At 40.5% G+C, this 16237-nt stretch carries 16 protein-coding genes; 10 read left to right on the top strand and 6 right to left on the bottom strand.

Translation table 11 applies throughout. The features are described 5' to 3' along the window. Positions 1–28: 28 nt before the first annotated feature. The 5 genes from UYI_RS0113660 to UYI_RS0113635 all read left to right on the top strand — a co-directional run bounded on the left by UYI_RS0113660 (position 29) and on the right by UYI_RS0113635 (position 3818). The gene (locus tag UYI_RS0113660) at positions 29–1090 is read left to right on the top strand and encodes a DUF3326 domain-containing protein (RefSeq protein WP_016867217.1); all 1062 of its coding nucleotides are present in this window, start codon (positions 29–31) and stop codon (positions 1088–1090) included. A gap of 232 nt (positions 1091–1322) precedes the next feature. Continuing rightward, positions 1323–1904 (top strand): CPBP family intramembrane glutamic endopeptidase, encoded by a 582-nt coding sequence (locus tag UYI_RS0113655; protein WP_016867216.1) that lies wholly within the window; start codon positions 1323–1325, stop codon positions 1902–1904. 85 nt (positions 1905–1989) lie between these two features. After that, positions 1990–2403: a hypothetical protein gene (locus UYI_RS0113650; RefSeq protein ID WP_016867215.1), complete on the top strand. Its 414-nt coding sequence runs from the start codon at positions 1990–1992 to the stop codon at positions 2401–2403. Positions 2404–2584: 181 nt separating this feature from the next. Next, the gene (locus UYI_RS0113645) at positions 2585–3148 is read left to right on the top strand and encodes an HdeD family acid-resistance protein (protein WP_016867214.1); all 564 of its coding nucleotides are present in this window, start codon (positions 2585–2587) and stop codon (positions 3146–3148) included. 304 nt (positions 3149–3452) lie between these two features. Then, the gene (locus UYI_RS0113635; protein ID WP_016867212.1) at positions 3453–3818 is read left to right on the top strand and encodes a VOC family protein; all 366 of its coding nucleotides are present in this window, start codon (positions 3453–3455) and stop codon (positions 3816–3818) included. 345 nt (positions 3819–4163) lie between these two features. Here UYI_RS0113635 and purN read toward each other — a convergent pair whose 3' ends face one another. Next, positions 4164–4808 (bottom strand): phosphoribosylglycinamide formyltransferase, encoded by a 645-nt coding sequence (purN, locus tag UYI_RS0113630; RefSeq protein WP_016867211.1) that lies wholly within the window; start codon positions 4806–4808, stop codon positions 4164–4166. A gap of 21 nt (positions 4809–4829) precedes the next feature. Here purN and UYI_RS0113625 point away from each other — a divergent pair, with 21 nt between their 5' ends. From UYI_RS0113625 to UYI_RS0113615, 3 genes are all read left to right on the top strand, one after another. Beyond that, complete coding sequence (locus UYI_RS0113625) at positions 4830–5723, top strand: carbohydrate ABC transporter permease (RefSeq protein WP_016867210.1); 894 nt, start codon at positions 4830–4832, stop codon at positions 5721–5723. Positions 5724–6046: 323 nt separating this feature from the next. After that, positions 6047–6625: a DUF981 family protein gene (locus UYI_RS0113620; protein WP_016867209.1), complete on the top strand. Its 579-nt coding sequence runs from the start codon at positions 6047–6049 to the stop codon at positions 6623–6625. 428 nt (positions 6626–7053) lie between these two features. Continuing rightward, on the top strand, positions 7054–7674 hold the full coding sequence (locus UYI_RS0113615) for a pentapeptide repeat-containing protein (protein WP_016867208.1): 621 nt from the start codon (positions 7054–7056) through the stop codon (positions 7672–7674). Positions 7675–7785: 111 nt separating this feature from the next. Here the strand turns inward: UYI_RS0113615 and UYI_RS0113610 are convergent, their stop codons facing one another. From UYI_RS0113610 to UYI_RS0113595, 4 genes are all read right to left on the bottom strand, one after another. Continuing rightward, entirely contained in the window at positions 7786–8580 is a 795-nt protein-coding gene (locus UYI_RS0113610) for an ABC transporter permease (RefSeq protein WP_016867207.1), read from the bottom strand. 479 nt (positions 8581–9059) lie between these two features. Continuing rightward, the gene (locus UYI_RS0113605; protein ID WP_016867206.1) at positions 9060–10088 is read right to left on the bottom strand and encodes a CobW family GTP-binding protein; all 1029 of its coding nucleotides are present in this window, start codon (positions 10086–10088) and stop codon (positions 9060–9062) included. Positions 10089–10190: 102 nt separating this feature from the next. Further along, a complete protein-coding gene (gene hemB / locus UYI_RS0113600; RefSeq protein WP_016867205.1) occupies positions 10191–11213 on the bottom strand; it encodes a porphobilinogen synthase in 1023 nt (340 codons plus the stop codon). Between the two features lie 89 nt (positions 11214–11302). Beyond that, positions 11303–12544 (bottom strand): FAD-dependent oxidoreductase, encoded by a 1242-nt coding sequence (locus UYI_RS0113595; protein ID WP_016867204.1) that lies wholly within the window; start codon positions 12542–12544, stop codon positions 11303–11305. Between UYI_RS0113595 and UYI_RS32575 the strand changes: the two genes are divergently transcribed. Together UYI_RS32575 and UYI_RS0113585 are read left to right on the top strand one after the other, a co-directional pair. After that, complete coding sequence (locus UYI_RS32575) at positions 12534–12839, top strand: hypothetical protein (RefSeq protein WP_157226336.1); 306 nt, start codon at positions 12534–12536, stop codon at positions 12837–12839. The two genes, UYI_RS0113595 and UYI_RS32575, sit on opposite strands and share 11 nt — an antisense overlap. A gap of 247 nt (positions 12840–13086) precedes the next feature. Further along, the gene (locus UYI_RS0113585; protein WP_016867202.1) at positions 13087–15252 is read left to right on the top strand and encodes a pentapeptide repeat-containing protein; all 2166 of its coding nucleotides are present in this window, start codon (positions 13087–13089) and stop codon (positions 15250–15252) included. Positions 15253–15430: 178 nt separating this feature from the next. Here UYI_RS0113585 and UYI_RS0113580 read toward each other — a convergent pair whose 3' ends face one another. Next, positions 15431–16234, bottom strand: a complete 804-nt coding sequence (locus tag UYI_RS0113580) for a Nif3-like dinuclear metal center hexameric protein (protein WP_016867201.1) — start codon at positions 16232–16234, stop codon at positions 15431–15433. Positions 16235–16237 lie beyond the last annotated feature (3 nt).

Genomic DNA, 16237 nt, shown 5'->3' with positions numbered 1-16237 from the left:
ATTCATAATTCATAATTCATAAATTTTCATGCGTCCATACACTTCTATTCTAATTGTACCAACTGGCATTGGGGCTGCCATTGGTGGTTATGCAGGTGATGCATTACCAGTCGCGAAAACTATCGCCCAAGTTTGCGATCGCCTGATCACCCACCCCAATGTCATGAATGGCGCGACTTTATATTGGAATCTCCCCAATGCTTTCTATGTCGAAGGTTATGGACTTGACAAATTTGCTTCTGGGTGCTGGGGATTACGCCCCGTTCATCAAAATCGGATTGGTTTGCTTTTAGACCAAGGCATAGAACCAGAATTGCGAGTGCGACACCTGCAAGCAGCCGACGCGGCTAGGGCAACTTTAGGATTGTCTCTGACTGACTATGTAATTAGCGATACGCATTTAAACGTAGAATTACGTACATCTGCCTCTGGTGTAAGTTGGGGAACTATAGGTAATCCAGATAGTTTATTACGGGCAGCAGAAGTATTAATTAACAAAGCTGGGGCAGAAGCGATCGCAGTTGTGGCTCGTTTCCCCGATAATATTGATGAACAAGCAGATCAAAACTACCGTCACGGCAAAGGCGTAGATCCCATCGCTGGGGCTGAAGCTGTGATTAGCCATTTAGTAGTGCGACAATTTCACATTCCTTGCGCCCATTCTCCAGCCTTTTTACCTCCACCCCTAGATCCAGATTTATCTCCCCGTTCAGCTGCCGAAGAATTGGGTTATACTTTTCTACCAAGCGTTCTTGTTGGTTTAAGCCGCGCACCCCAATTTATTGTAAGGGAGACTGAGCAAATACTTGAACCAACAGATATTTGGGCTAATCAAATAGACGCTGTGATTGTGCCAGCAACCGCATGTGGCAGTAGCGCCTTACTAAGTCTCAGCCAAAGTCAATCCCTAATAGTTACAGTTCAGGAAAATCATACTCTCATCCAAGTTCCTCCCCAACCTTTGGGGATAAAATCAGTACAGGTAAACTCATATTTAGAAGCAGTAGGTGTATTAGTTGCCCATAAAGCTGGCATTAACCCATATGCCCTTAATCCTGAAATCTCGCCATTACGTTGTTTAAATAATTAGTTAATGGTTAATGGTTAGTGGTTAATGGTTAGTGGTTAGTGGTTGTACCAGACGTGCCATGGCACGTCTGTACAGTAGTTAGTGGTTGGTAAGAGGGAACTCTTAACTCTTAACAGGGAATAGGAAATAAGTATTTCTTCCTTGTCCTCCTTGTCTCCCCATACTTCCCACACTTCCCACACTCCCCACATTCCCCTGTCCTCCTTGTCCTCCCAATCCCAGTCCCCAACTCGTGACTCAACCAGAAAAACAAGAGCCAGAAATACCTTATCTGACACGCACCCAAGTACTGGTGGCGATGGCAGTAACTGCTGTAGTTTTATGGATGATTGCCAAACTATGGTTGTATTTTGGCAATTTTACTTTGATGCCTTTAACCTGGAATTCCAGACATTTGCTTTTAGGCGTGGGTTTAGGCTTAAGTATTACTGGTTTGAGTGGTTTAGCTTATCAACTTTGTTCCCTATACCGTAAAAGCGCCAATTATTACTTAGAAATAGTTCTCAAACCCCTAGCTTTACCTGACTTAATTTGGTTGGGGTTATTACCAGGATTGAGTGAAGAATTACTATTTCGTGGTGTAATGTTGCCAGCTTTTGGATTAGACGATGCTGCTGTGATCGTATCTAGTCTTTGTTTTGGTGTTTTGCATCTGAGTGGTTCTCAGCAATGGCCCTATGTGATTTGGGCAAGTATTGTTGGATTAATATTAGGATATAGCGCTCTCCTCAGTGGTAATTTATTAGTGCCAATTATTGCTCATGTGTTTACAAATATTGTTTCTAGTTATTTGTGGAAAGTAGGAAGATATTAAGAAGGATGAAGGTTGAAGGAAAATTACTATACAAATAAATTTGTTTGTTGAGTATTTAATTATTACTTTTTAACAAGGCTAGATTATGGCTACCAGTATAATTATTCCCATCGCTGCACTAATTCTTGTATGGCTAGTTCTGAAAGCATTATTTAATGTTTTGAAGATAGTCATCAGTACAACAGCTATTATTTTGGTAGTTTTTATTATCTTGATGCTGTTTGGTTATACTCCTCAAGATTTTACACAAGAAGTCATCAACCTACCTCAAACTCTCAGTCAGCTAGTGACAGAGGCCAGAAATTACCTTCCTCAAGGTTTTAACCAAGTAGTAACAGACGCAAAAAATAACTTACCTCAAGCTTTAAATCAACTAGTGACAGACGCCAGAAACAATTTACCTCAAGGTTTTAACCAACTAGTGACAGACGCCAAAAACAATTTACCCGAAACTTTGAACCAAGTAGTGACACAGGTAAGAAGTTTTTTAGGTCTGTAGCTTAAAACGGTGACATTTGTAGCCCCCAGTGTCAAAAATAAACGTTGTAGTCTACTCCAAAAGTAGTGTTAAAGATAGTACCAAAAGTAAGCCGGAGTCTATCTTAGGGTTATACCCTACTTGCTGAGAAATTTTCTAGCCTGATTGTTAGGTTTATTCTCAGCTAAGGGAAAAAATTTATATGACAACCAACGTTTCTGATAACATCAACAAAAATGATAACCGATCGCTATGGATGGGTATTATCCTGACTGTGTTGGGAATAATTGCGATCGCACTACCTGTTGTCACAACTATTTTCGCTGAAACCTGGTTTGCAGTCATCCTGACTTCTGCCGGGTTTGCCAAATTATTCTATGCGTATAATACCCGGGAGCGAGGCGGCTTTGTTTGGAAAGTTTTGTTGAGTGGCCTTTACATCGCTACTGGTATCATGCTGCTTATTTACCCTCGCACAGGTATTCTGACACTAACCCTATTACTCGGTAGCTTCTTATTAACCGAAGGCGTCTTCGAGTTGATCCTGGCATTCAAGTTACGCCCCCAACAAAACTGGACTTGGGTACTCACTGACGGCATTATTACCCTTATTTTAGGTGGAATGATTTGGTTCCAGTGGCCTTTCAATGCACCTTGGCTGCTGGGAACACTGCTAGGTGCTAGTGTTCTATTCACTGGTGTTTCTCGTGTAATGCTGTCATTGAACGGACGTTCTGCTTTAAATCCTTCAGACCAAACTGCATAATTGTTAGTGGTTGTACCAGACGTGCCATGGCACGTCTGTACAGTAGGTAGTAGGTAGTGGGTAGTGGTTAGTGGTTAGGAATCAGTAAACAGTGAATAATAGAATTTGATAACTGATAACTGATAACTGAACTACACCCTTCACACTCCCAGACGCGCTGTTTGAAGCGTCTCTACATTACTCCCCACCTCCCCACCTCCCCACTGCCCCTAATCCCCACTCCCCCAAGGGAGTGGGGGCCCCGAGTTCCCCACCTCCCCACCTCCCCATCTCCCCACACTCCCCACACTCCCGGAGGTATGAAATGACAATTACTTTAAATCACACCATAGTACCTGCACGTGACAAAGAAGCAGCAGCACGCTTTTTTGCACAAATTTTTGGTCTAAAAGTTGAGCCTTCTGTTGGTCACTTTGCTGCTGTACGTGTCAATGATACTCTCACCCTTGACTTTGACGATAGAGAGGAATTTGAGTCGCATCACTACGCATTCCATGTTAGTGATGAGGAATTTGATGCAATCTTCGCACGCGTCCAAGAAGCAGGATTGGAATATAGTAGCGACCCCATGCATCGAAATAAAAACCAAATCAATCATAGGAATGGAGGACGCGGTTTCTATTTCTATGACCCCGACGGACATAATTTGGAATTGTTGACCCGTCCGTAGATACTAAGTAGAGTAATTTTTGATAAGAGCCGTAATGTTATAACACTCATTCACGAGTTTTTGGCACTCGCTAATGAAGTTCTACTACTCGTTGATTAAGTTTTAATACTCGTTCACGAGGTTTTGATACTTGCTGACGAAGTTCTCACAGTCGTTGATGAAGTTCAAAGACTCGCTAACAAGCTTATAATACTCAGTTTATACAGTTCTGAGACTCGCGGTTGAAATTCTAGCACTCGTTCACAAGGTTTTGATATTTGCTGACGAGTTTTTAATGCTGATAAGTGAGATTAAAAACTCCTTGAGGATGCTTTATATACTTCTGAAAGTAGTTCCAGCATACTTTCATGAAGCTTGTTGTGCCGCTAGTGCGATCGCTTGTGGTAATATCCTGTGTTCCTGCACTTGAATTCTGGCGTGGAGGGTTTCGGGCGTATCATCAGGCAAGATGGGAACCGCTGCCTGCATTAAAATTGGGCCACTGTCCATTTCCAAACAAACTAAATGCACTGTACAGCCAGCAATTTTTACACCAGTAGCGAGGGCTTGCTCCACGGCACGGGAACCCTTAAAACTAGGTAATAAACTGGGATGAATATTGATAATTTTATTCGGAAAAGCATCAATTAACACTTCTGTCACTAGTCGCATCCAACCAGCCATAATTACCCAATCCACATCATACTGCCGTAGAGTTTGGACAATTTGCCGATCAAACTCTTCACGGCTATCGTAGTCACGGTGGTTGAGAAGTACGGCAGGTACATTCCAATTACTAGCCCGGACTGCGGCATAGGCATCTGGGTTGTTGTAAATTAATACTTGAATTTGGGCATTGAGTTGCTTGTCTTTGATGGCTTGGGCAACTGCTTCAAAGTTACTGCCACTTCCCGAAGCCATGATTCCCAATTTTAAAGGAGTGCTTTGAGTAAATGCGTCTTGAATTTGAGGAGAAACCAGGCTAACGCTAGAATCAGGGCGGAGTGTCATAACGACAGGTTAATTTTATAGATGCCAAAAATATATAGTAAATCTAGTCAGTCGTGGTTGGATAATGATGCCGTTGCTGCTTGGATTTTTCTCACTCCAGCACTGATTTTATTGAGTCTTTTTATCCTTTGGCCCATCGCCTACTTGTTTTATCTCAGTTTTACTAGTGGTATGTTCACTTCTGGTGGCATACACTGGATAGGCTTAAAAAATTACTGGCGCTTGCTATCTAACTCCGACTTTTGGCAAGTTATTTTTAATACTATTTATTTTACCCTTGCTACTGTTATTCCCAGTTTGGTTATCCCTTTAGGACTAGCGGTACTGTTAAACCAGGCTTTGCCTTTGCGTGGTTTGTTGCGGGGTGTATATTTTTTACCCTCAATTATCTCCTTAGTTGCGGCTGGATTGGGATTTCGTTGGTTATTTCAAAACGATGGTGCTGTGAATACGTTATTAGATGTCATAGGTATTAAAGGGATTCCCTGGCTGAGTAGTACTGTTTGGGCAATGCCAGTACTGATTATCTTGAGTATTTGGAAACAACTCGGGTTTAACATGGTGGTATTTTTAGCAGGGTTACAAACCATTCCTCCAAGTCGATACGAAGCTGCGGAACTCGATGGCGCTAATGCTTGGCAAAAGTTTTGGTACATTACCCTACCAGGATTGCAATCAACTCTAATATTTGCGCTCGTCACCACTATGATTTTTACATTGCGGAGTTTTGAGCAAGTGTATGTAATTACTGGTGGTGGGCCTTTGAATTCTACTAATTTAATGGTTTATTACATTTACCAAGAGGCTTTTGCTCAATTTGATTTTGGTTACGCAGCAGCCGCTGCCACAGTACTATTTGCGGTGACACTGATACTAGTATATTTGCAGTTACAAACTTGGAGAGAGGAAAGTTAAAAACTAATTGTTTGAGCGATCGCATCGGTGGCGTTATCCAATATAAGCATGATTACTTATAATTCTCGTTTAACCTCACAAGAACAGCCCCTCTGCGAAGAGGGTCTTTTATTATAAATGGTTAACCGAACTTGATCTGACCCTTTATTTAATCTTGGCTATTTGAAGTGAGATTTTTTGTATTTCTAGAATATCTTTGTTAATCTAATAACTGTTTGACACTATGGCATTATAAAATTATTAAAAAATGCTTCTCACTACAGATTTTCAATAACCGAATTTTAGATTCAAATGTGAGTTAAATACTATCTACATGTAGATAAATGTTTATTAACTATATCACCTTGATGTTGATTAATCTGGTAGCCGGGCTATTTCTTCTAGCTGGTTATGTGTATTTCGGTTTAGATCACGCTTATCAAAAACGCTGGATTCCTGGATTTGGAATGACAGGGGCGATCGCACTAGTTACTGGTTTACACATGACTTTTACCTGGCCAGTACGAGGAATTTTCAACATTGCCTATGGTGAAATGACAGTATTATTCGGTATTTTATTTTTGTCTGCTTCTTTAGCCTTAGCTTTGGGATGGGATTTACTCACAGTAGCAATTTATGCTTTTTTTGCTGGACTGGCTGCTATTGTGATTGGGGTGCGTATCATCAATCTTAATTTGACGCAAAATCCACTCCTCTCAGGTATTGGATTTATTTTAACGGGGCTAGGTGGAGTTTGTGCAGCACCAACACTGTATCTGAAGACAAATCGTAACTGGCGGTTATTTGGTGCAATAGTGCTAGTAATTGCTGCTCTAATTTTTGCTTTTGTCGGTTATCTTGCATACTGGAATCATCTTGCGGGCTATTCTAACTGGCAGCCATTACCAATGCGAACACCGTAAGGTATAGCAACAATAGCGATCGCGTTGGTAGTAGAAGTTCTCTTTTATGAAAATTTCCTGATTCTTATCAGGGTATTTTGACAAAAAAATTACATTGAGAACGTACTATTATGGCTTTCACAACCGATAAAAAATTTTTTCCTATTTTTTCTAGATTTGCTACCTAGCTTGTAAGCTTTTGGAGTGTAATCTCAAGATACATATATCATCAGGGCGAAATTTGACACTTGTTCCAAATGAGAGTATGAAACCACCTCAATTTGGAATTCATAGTTTCGAATCCGGAATTACTTTGACCATTAATTACTAGTAAAAACTCTGAGCTAATTTACGAGCGAAGTATCGAGATGACAATTTTTTCTAAAAAAATTATCAGTAAATGCTTCGCCCTTACTACTACATCTAGGCACACCTTAGAGGTAAATCACATGCAAAACCATGCTGACAAGCAAGAGCAAGTTTTAAGTCAAATCACAGAGAGAAATATTGAAGGTAGAGACTTTAGTGGATGTGACTTAAGCGGAATTGATCTTAGAGGAATTGATTTAAGCAAAATAAACTTTAGAGGGGCAGATTTACGTAGCGCAAATTTTAGTGGGGCGATACTTACCGGTGCAAATCTCAGGGAAGCAAATTTACAACAAGTAAATTTCTGTGATGCTGATTTAAGTCAAGCTGATTTAACCCAAGCAAATTTATGTGGAGCTTGTTTATGGCGAGTACAATTAAGTGGTAGTAAATTGTGGGGTGCTTCTCTATGTAATGCTGATTTAAGGGAAGCTAACTTAAGTGCAGCCCAATTAATTGAAGCATCGCTGGTTGAAGCAAATTTAGTCAGAGCAAATCTCACTAATGCAAAGCTATGTGGATCTGTTTTAGTAGAAGCTAATTTCAATCAAGCTAACTTAACAGGCGCAGACCTAAAATGGGCTAATCTCATGGCAGCAAACTTTAGTGAAGCTAATCTAGAAAATGCCAATTTTAAGAATGCAAAACTTTATGAAACAATTATGCCTGACGGTACAATTCGAGTAGATATTAGGAGATAGGGATAGGGTATCAGGGATCAGGGAAAGGATGAAGACAAAGGAGAAGGGGAGAAAAATAGCTTCCTTGTCCTCCGTGTCCCAATCCCCGATCCCCTGTCCCCGATTCCCCACCTAAAACTCCCGTTGTGAAAAAATAAGAATGGCGATCGCTAACAGCATCAAGGTGTACAATAAGCCATAACCAACATTACTAATGAGTGTAGTTGAGTTAGGTAATGCAGCCAGACCATAAATAGCATCATTTTTCACATCTAATCTAGATAAATCTGGCAATACTAGATATAAACCTTGAGTTAAAGTTTCAATCCCATGTTTACGACCAAGACGACCAAGTTGTAGTATGTCCTGAGTTATATTACCCATTAAATATACAGCAAAAGTCAAAACAGTTGCTAATAGGGAAGTAGTAAACACACCCAAAGTAATAGCTACAGCTGTCATTAAAGACAACTGCAAAAATAGAAAAAATGCAGAAATTAGAACACTCGCTATTGAATAAGGAACTTTTGAATAAGGAACTTTGCCTAATTGCAAAAATACAAGAGTGATCACTGTCATAGCAGTAATCAGAACTGCTAGCAATGACAACAACCCCAAATATTTACCAACGATCAATTCAGCACGACTGATAGGTTTAGCAATTAACACTAAAACAGTACGTTTCTCAATTTCCTTATTAATTAATCCTGTACCAACAAATACAGCTACAACCAAACCAAGAAGATTCATCGCCGCCAGAGCAAAATCTAGAAACATCTTGTCTTCTGTAGCAGCAGCAAATTCAGGGAGAAAGTAGATAGCAGTGGCAAGGATAATGATATAAAAGCCGATCATGAATAAAATGCGATCGCGCACCACTTCTCGGAACACATTTGTTGCTATCACGTAAAGTCTGCCAAAATTCATCTTTGTTTAGTCATTAGTCACTAATCATTTGTAATTAGTTATTTATTAATGGTCAATAGTCAATGGTAATTGGTTAGTAGTTGTTTGTTGTTGGTTGTTGGTGGTTAGTAGTTAATGGTTAGTAGTTAGTGTTTATTCCCACACTCCTGACACTCCCCATGGCTGCGTTAGCCCTGCTGAATATCGAGGGGATACACTGAATCCATAATCGATGCACCGCCATCAACATGAATTATCTGACCTGTAATAAAGTTAGCTTCCTGCATACACAACTGCGATCACTGTTGCGGTTACGAGTCTAGCTGTTGCGGTTGGTAAACGTAAATCTGTGATCGCAAAAGTTTTCTAGTAGCGTGCCACAGCATAATTTTGAAACTAAATCAACTTTCTTCCCCCCGAAACTCTCCAGCTTCGGGGGTTTAATTCAACTTTTGCAAAAGTTCTAATGACTTAGTTAATTATCACTTAACACATTCTAATCATGCCAAGCATTGGTTAAGCAGAGAATTAATCTCATTTGCATCCAAATTTCTACCAATGAAAACTAGCTGATTTTTGGGTGGAGTCAGCCATTCATCACCGTTTAAGCTATAACGAGGTCCGCTAAGTTGAAATATATGTCGTAAATTACTATCACTAAACCAAAGAATACCTTTTGCTCTAAAGACATCTTGGGGAATTTCTTCATTTAAAAAATTCTCAAATTTATGAACATCAAAAGGTCTATCACTTTGAAAAGAAACCGAAATAAATCCATCATTTTCTAAATGATGGGAGTGGTGCCCATGATGATGGTGATGATGATGCTCATGAGTGTGATTATGCTCATGTTTATCCTCAATAAGAGAATAATATTCATCTTTGGGAGTTAAATCCACACCTAAAATTAATGGTAACGGCACTTGACCATAGGTGGTGTGCAAAATTTTTGCACCTACTTTCACTTCCCGGATATAAGCTTCTAATTCCTCCAACTTTTCTTGTGTAACCAAATCAGTTTTATTTAAGAGAACAATATCTCCATAGGTAAGCTGTTTTAACGCTGCTTCACTGAGAAAATGTTCGTGGTTAAATGTCTCAGAATCTACCAATGTCAGGATAGAATCTAGGTGAGTTAAATCTCGCAGTTCTGTACCCAGAAAAGTTAAAATAATCGGCAGAGGGTCAGCAACACCAGTAGTCTCAATGACAAGATAATCAATGCGTTCTTCTCTTTCCAAAACCCGATAAACAGCATCAACTAATCCATCATTGATCGTACAGCAAATACAGCCATTGCTTAGTTCCAGCATATCTTCGTCTATTGAAACTAGCAATTGACTATCAATATTAATGTCACCAAACTCATTGACAAGAACGGCGACTTTTAAATCTTGTTTGTTTTTAAGAATTTGATTCAGCAGAGTGGTTTTACCACTACCTAAAAATCCTGTAATAATTGTAACAGGCATTCCTCGTTTGGGAATATCAGCAATTGTGTTTGCATTTGGTGCAGTGAATTGAGTCATAGTTCATCCTATTTTTTATTCAGAAGGCAGCAGGCAGAAGGGGTAAGAATTTTATGGCAAGGCTTGTGAGGTTTTTTGATTTACACAGTTCATAATGCCTACTCAAATCAACATCAGTGCTACTTCCTTGGCAAAGTAAGTCAAAATCAAATCAGCACCCGCCCGTTTCATACTGGTCAATGTTTCTAAAATGACTCGCTTCTCATCTATCCAGCCGTTTTGAGCAGCAGCTTTAATCATGGCATACTCGCCACTGACGTTGTATGCAGCTACTGGTAAATGCGTATAATCTTTGACTTGGCGAATTATATCCAAATATGCCAATGCAGGTTTAACCATGACGATATCTGCACCTTCTGCGATGTCCAAGGCAACTTCCTTAATAGCTTCTCTAGCGTTAGCTGCATCCATTTGATAAGTCTTCTTATCGCCAAATCTCGGTGCAGAATCCAAAGCATCCCGAAATGGGCCATAGTATGCAGAGGCGTATTTTGCAGAGTATGCCAAAATTCTTACATCTACATATCCTTCCGCATCTAGCGCCTGACGAATTGCTCCAACTCTGCCATCCATCATGTCAGAAGGTGCAACCATATCGGTTCCAGCTGCGGCTTGAGAAAGTGCCATTTTCACCAAAACTTTAACGGTGGGGTCGTTGAGAATCACGCCTTTTTCATCAACTATGCCATCGTGACCGTGAGTAGTAAAAGGGTCAAGGGCAACATCGGTAATTACTAATATTTCTGGCACAGCTTGTTTAATTGCCTTCACAGTTCGCTGTACCAATCCATCTGAGTTGTAGCTTTCGCTGCCAGTATCGTCTTTCTTGGCTTCTGGAATAACTGGGAACAAAGCGATCGCACCAATCCCCAGTTGATACACTTCTACTATTTCTTTGAGTAATAAATCCAAAGTATATCGATAACACCCAGGCATAGAAGCAATTTCTACTTTCTGTTCCTCTCCTTCCATGACAAACATGGGGTAGATTAAGTCATCTAAACTTAGGCTAGTTTCCCTAACCATACGTCGTAGGGTTGCAGTACGACGCAGGCGACGGGGACGAAGAATTAAGTTCGTAGAAACCTGATTAGCGTTATTGCTAGTAAGATTTTCTGAAGTCATGATTTTGATTTGAGATGAAATTTTTCAGTACTTCTAATCCACTCCAGCGCTCATCAAACAGCGAGGATTATATTCTGTAATTGATTATCCTAAGCACTTCTAAGCTGTGAAAGCGCCATACTCGGCTTCACAATTGCTGGAACAATCTTTTCACTTGCCATTCTTGCACCAGATAAATTTCGTGCTGTTGGCCCTACTTGTAAAGCTGCTAACCCACCCATTAGAAATAATTCACAACCAGGAACGCGCAAATATTCATCCAGAACTGGCAAACCATTAACTATCTTAATTGGGTACACTTCTAATACTTCTTGTAACAACGCTTGTGATGTCACATCAAATTTAGTGCCAGTGGAAAGCCAAATTCGACTGTACTCATGCTGAGTACCATCACTACATTGCACTTGCCAATTCTTTCCCGTCCACTGTGCCATCACCACTTGACAGTTTTCGTTAATCCTAAGATTACCGCTACGTACTTCTCGTCGTAGCTGCATTCCCATTGCTGGTGTCATAGAACCACCGTTACGCGCTTGCAAAATCGTGGCAAAGCGCTTTTGGTAATCTTGTTCTGCAAAAAATCCCTTCAAATACTTTGGCCCTAACCAACCGGGTTCAGCATCGAATAATTTTTCTTGCAGCCGTCGCCTGATCATCAAGTCGACTTTTGCACCACGAGAAATAGCACCTACTGCCAAATGTCCACTCGTTAACCCGCCACCTACAATTAATACTCTTTCGCCTCTAAGGCATAACTTACGTAAATCAACTGAACTTGAGTGACAAATCCTGTCTTCAGGATACCCAGACTCTATCTTATTTACCCAGTCGGGTAGTTGTAGTTTACTGCTACCCGTTGCGAGTACTACCCGTCGCGCAATGATTGATTGTCCATCTTGCAACCATAGACGCAGGCGAGGGCGAAACAGATGAGGTAAAGGTTCAACACGTGTCACACCAAGAGGAATTACTTGCTGCTGTAACGAATAGCGGCGAATTACATCCTGACAAAAATCTTCAAATAGCCGAGTCCCTGGCAAGTCATAAGGAGGAAAAAACTCATGAGGACGAGATTCGGCAAATTTCCGTAAGGCAAAAGGATTAGGATCGGGATGATGTACAGCAGGGGAACGCAAATGCGGAATTTCTAAAGCAGCAAATTGATTTTGCCAGCGACTCATCCACCTTCCACTCTTGTCAAACACCAGAAATTTTCCCCACATAGTTTGCCGTTTTTGCAGCAAGTGAGTTACCAAAGTTAAAGCGTGGGGACCAGCACCGATAATTACCAGGTCAGTTTTAGCAGGTAAGGATGGTGGAGTGTCTTCCATCTGTGTTAGCCATGATAGCGATAATAATTATCATAATCATATGTTTGGCAAAATTGTAAAGCGCACCCTAACTCGCCAAGAAATAAATTTCTTGGCTAATCATGAGCAAGCAGAAAGCTGGATAAATGTTCTGTTGAGATTTCCGTATCGCGCCATAGATCAAATGCGTGATGGAGTGGGATTGCGATCGCCTGGAAATAATGTTGTATTTTATCTCAAGTACATGCTTGATCTGATTGGTGAACCAATAGATAGCCAATTTGCTTTGATTCGTGCGACTCAAAATGAAGAGTAGCTAAAGGATGAGGAATGGCAATTTTATCAGGAAAAGCTTTTTGAGTTATATCGAGTTCGGTTGCTGCTGAAAGAAGCATTGAAAATTTTGGTTGATTAATTAGTTTTGATATGGGCTAAATCGTCAGATAATTTTGTCTGACGATTTTTGTTATGTAATGAACCGCAAAGACGCGAAGCACGCGAAGAAGGAATTTTCTGGTAGAAAGAGAACAGAAGATGATTCTACAAATATGCAAAGCCGAAACATGATTAAGTTTTGCCTGGCTTTGATTAGTTTGTTGATGTTGTTGCTGTTTTTATTTCCCCTACCTGCTTTTGCCCAAGCAGAACGGACACCCTTAACTTTAGAATTGTTGCAGGAAAGATTGCGTACACCTACTGTTCGGGAAGGTAGTCTATCAGTAGATTTACGGCAAATGGTGATTGATCTACGACCAGAAAATGCTGTTTTTCGTGATGATTTTTACCAAATGCTGCGCAAAGAATTACAAAAAACTGGTTCTAAACCTTTGGGGTTGGATTTGAGTAATTCTTTGATTCAAGGGGATTTTATTGGTAGTGATTTGGGTTTAAGAACCCCTCTTTACGCACAAGCGATCGCTCCAATTTTTACTGCTGCTGAACAAGAACAACTCGAACGTTTACGGTTAGTTTGCTTACAATCACTGACTGTTGCTTTACCGAATTCTAAAGATTGTCGATCGCTTTTAACAACTCCAGCTGCTGCTAGTGACATCAGTGTTTTCCGTGGGTCATTGGTTTTAGAAAAAACTCATTTTACTGGCACAGTACAGTTTGCCAGTACATTTTTTCTCCAATCTGTCAATGCCCAGGGTGCAATTTTTAACCAACAAGCTAATTGGCAAGAAACACGGTTTAGTCGTTCTGCTAGCTTTGCCAATGCGACTTTTCGGCGTGAAAGTCAATGGCAAAGTAGTATTTTTTTTGACAAGGCTAATTTTAAGCAGACGCAATTTCAGGAAAACGCATATTTTCAGGAAAGCTTTTTTGCAGACACCGCCAACTTTAACCAAGCCAATTTTAAACTTTTGGCAAAATTTAATCGCGCTCAGTGGCAAGGCAATGCAGATTTTTCTGGGGTACGTTTTATTAATTCCGCACAGTTTACCAAAAATATTTTCCATGAGTTTCTATTTTTAGGGGAAGCGACTTTTGAGCAAGCTGTCACTTTTCGAGAGGCACAATTTCATCAAACTGTGAATTTGCGCGGTGCTAGCATTCTCAACCAGGCTGATTTTAGTGATGCGGGATTTGCTAAAACTGCTTTTTTAGATGTATCCGGGCTAGCTTTTAACTCGAACCAAGCTAAAATTTTCGGAAACTCTGGTCAAATTGGTCAAAAACTAGTTGTAGCTACATTACAAGGCAATCAAAACGTCTTGCGAAATTTGGGACAAAATTTCCGGCAGTTGCAGCAAATAGCTGATGCTAATCAATTGGAGTATACAAAACAGCAACTGCGCCTGGCAGAATTAAGCCGTCGTTTGGTTGGTATCAATATTAATGACGCCTCAGAAAAAAGTTTAATTAACCTGGGTTTCTCTGCAACTCAAGCAGAAGCCATCATCCATCGCCGACTGAGCAAACCGTTTCGCAATACTAGCGAATTACTTTCGCTTGCAGATATTGATTTAGAAACTTACACCAAACTCAGCACACAAATCGTCGTTGGTGAACCTTTGTTTTTGGGTGGATGGTTACTGTTAGCTTGGAATTGGCTAACCTTGAGTTTACTATTGCTACTTTCGGGTTACGGTACAGATTTTCGCCTAGTGTTTGGTGTGGGAACTATTGCGATCGCCTATTTTGGCTTGTTATTTTGGCTGATGGATCGGCTGCGTCGTCTGTATCCTAGCGCCATTATTCCCACAATTTACGAAAGTATATGGATGTTGACAAGTTTTAGTGCCTTAACACTGTTTGGATTGTTTGCCATTTTTCGCAGTGCTGAACAACCTTGGTTGACACTCGCATGTGTTGTGATCATCATTATTCCTGTACCAGTGATTTTATTATTGCGACTATATCGCCAAGGTCGCTATCACGACTTAATGGACACTTCCTATTTCACAGAAGATGGAAGTATGCGACAGTTACGATTGCTAATTGGACGCTTACCAGTGATTCCCAGGTATGAAGTATTTCGCGATCGCTACATGCCATTATTATGGGATAGGCGTTGGAATTGGCTTAACTACTATGACTTTAGCCTCAACAATCTGCTGAGATTAGGCTTTAATGACATTCGCTTACGAGATAAACACCTCCCCGGTATCATCTCTACATTAGCTTGGTATCAGTGGAGCCTGGGAATACTTTACATCACTCTATTGTTGTGGACATTATCTCGTACTATTCCAGGCTTGAATTTGTTGATTTATTTAAAGTAGCAATCGTCATCCGCTAACAGGATTTTGGATTTATCATGGTCTATACCGCTTTCTTGTACCCTGCTCGGAATGGTTGGTCAAACTAGTTTTAAGAGTTTGTATTCAGCACTTTAATTTTCTCTACATTACAATATATTTGTAAAATAAATAAATTTTTGCAGATAAAATTATACGTAATTTAATGAACAAACAAGCGGAAATCCTCATCTTGTTGGCTTAACTGTACCCAATCAAGATTTAAGTTACGGAACTTATGCACCAGACGATCGCAAGCAGGACGTTCGGTAGCATAATGACCAGCATCAACTAAAATTAGACCGCGATCGCGACTTTCTTGAAACTGATGAAACTTACAATCAGAAGTTAGATAGACTTGAGCGCCAGTTTTGACTACCGCCGATATAAAACTTGCTCCCGAACCCCCCAAGACTGCTACTTTGTCAATTTTTTGCTGCAAATCTACAGTGGGAGAAACAATCAGAGAGGGAGGGTTTAGCCGAGATTGAATTGTTGTTAGTAAATCCTGCAATACTAAAGCAGGTTGCAAAACACCAACACGCCCGTAACCTAAACCAGCTTGTGTGGGTACTATGGGAGAAACTTGTTCAAGTTCCAAGATTTGCGCCAAAACATCAGCAGTACCATCTTGAACTTGATCAAAATTAGTGTGGGCAGTGTAAATACCAATATTGTGGGTAAAAGCTAACCGCGCCATTTCCGCAATGGGGTTCCCACTGCACAAAGACTTTGGCGGATTAAAGATGAGGGGGTGGTGGGCAAAAATTAGATTTACAGAGATACCAGCTTTTTGATAGGCGATCGCTTCCTCCATCACCGCCAAAGTCGGCGTCAGACAAACTAGAACCCTTGCTTGTTCCTGTAACACACCCGGTTCAATCTGCCAACCACAATTATCCCAGCTTTCTTGCCAAGCTGGATTTGCCCATTCTTCAAACCAAGCTATTAAATCAGCGATTTTCATTTG

This window comes from Fischerella muscicola PCC 7414 (assembly GCF_000317205.1).
Lineage (GTDB): Bacteria > Cyanobacteriota > Cyanobacteriia > Cyanobacteriales > Nostocaceae > Fischerella > Fischerella muscicola.
Note: the sequence above shows the minus strand (reverse complement) of the source record. Positions and strands in the feature narration are given on the sequence as shown.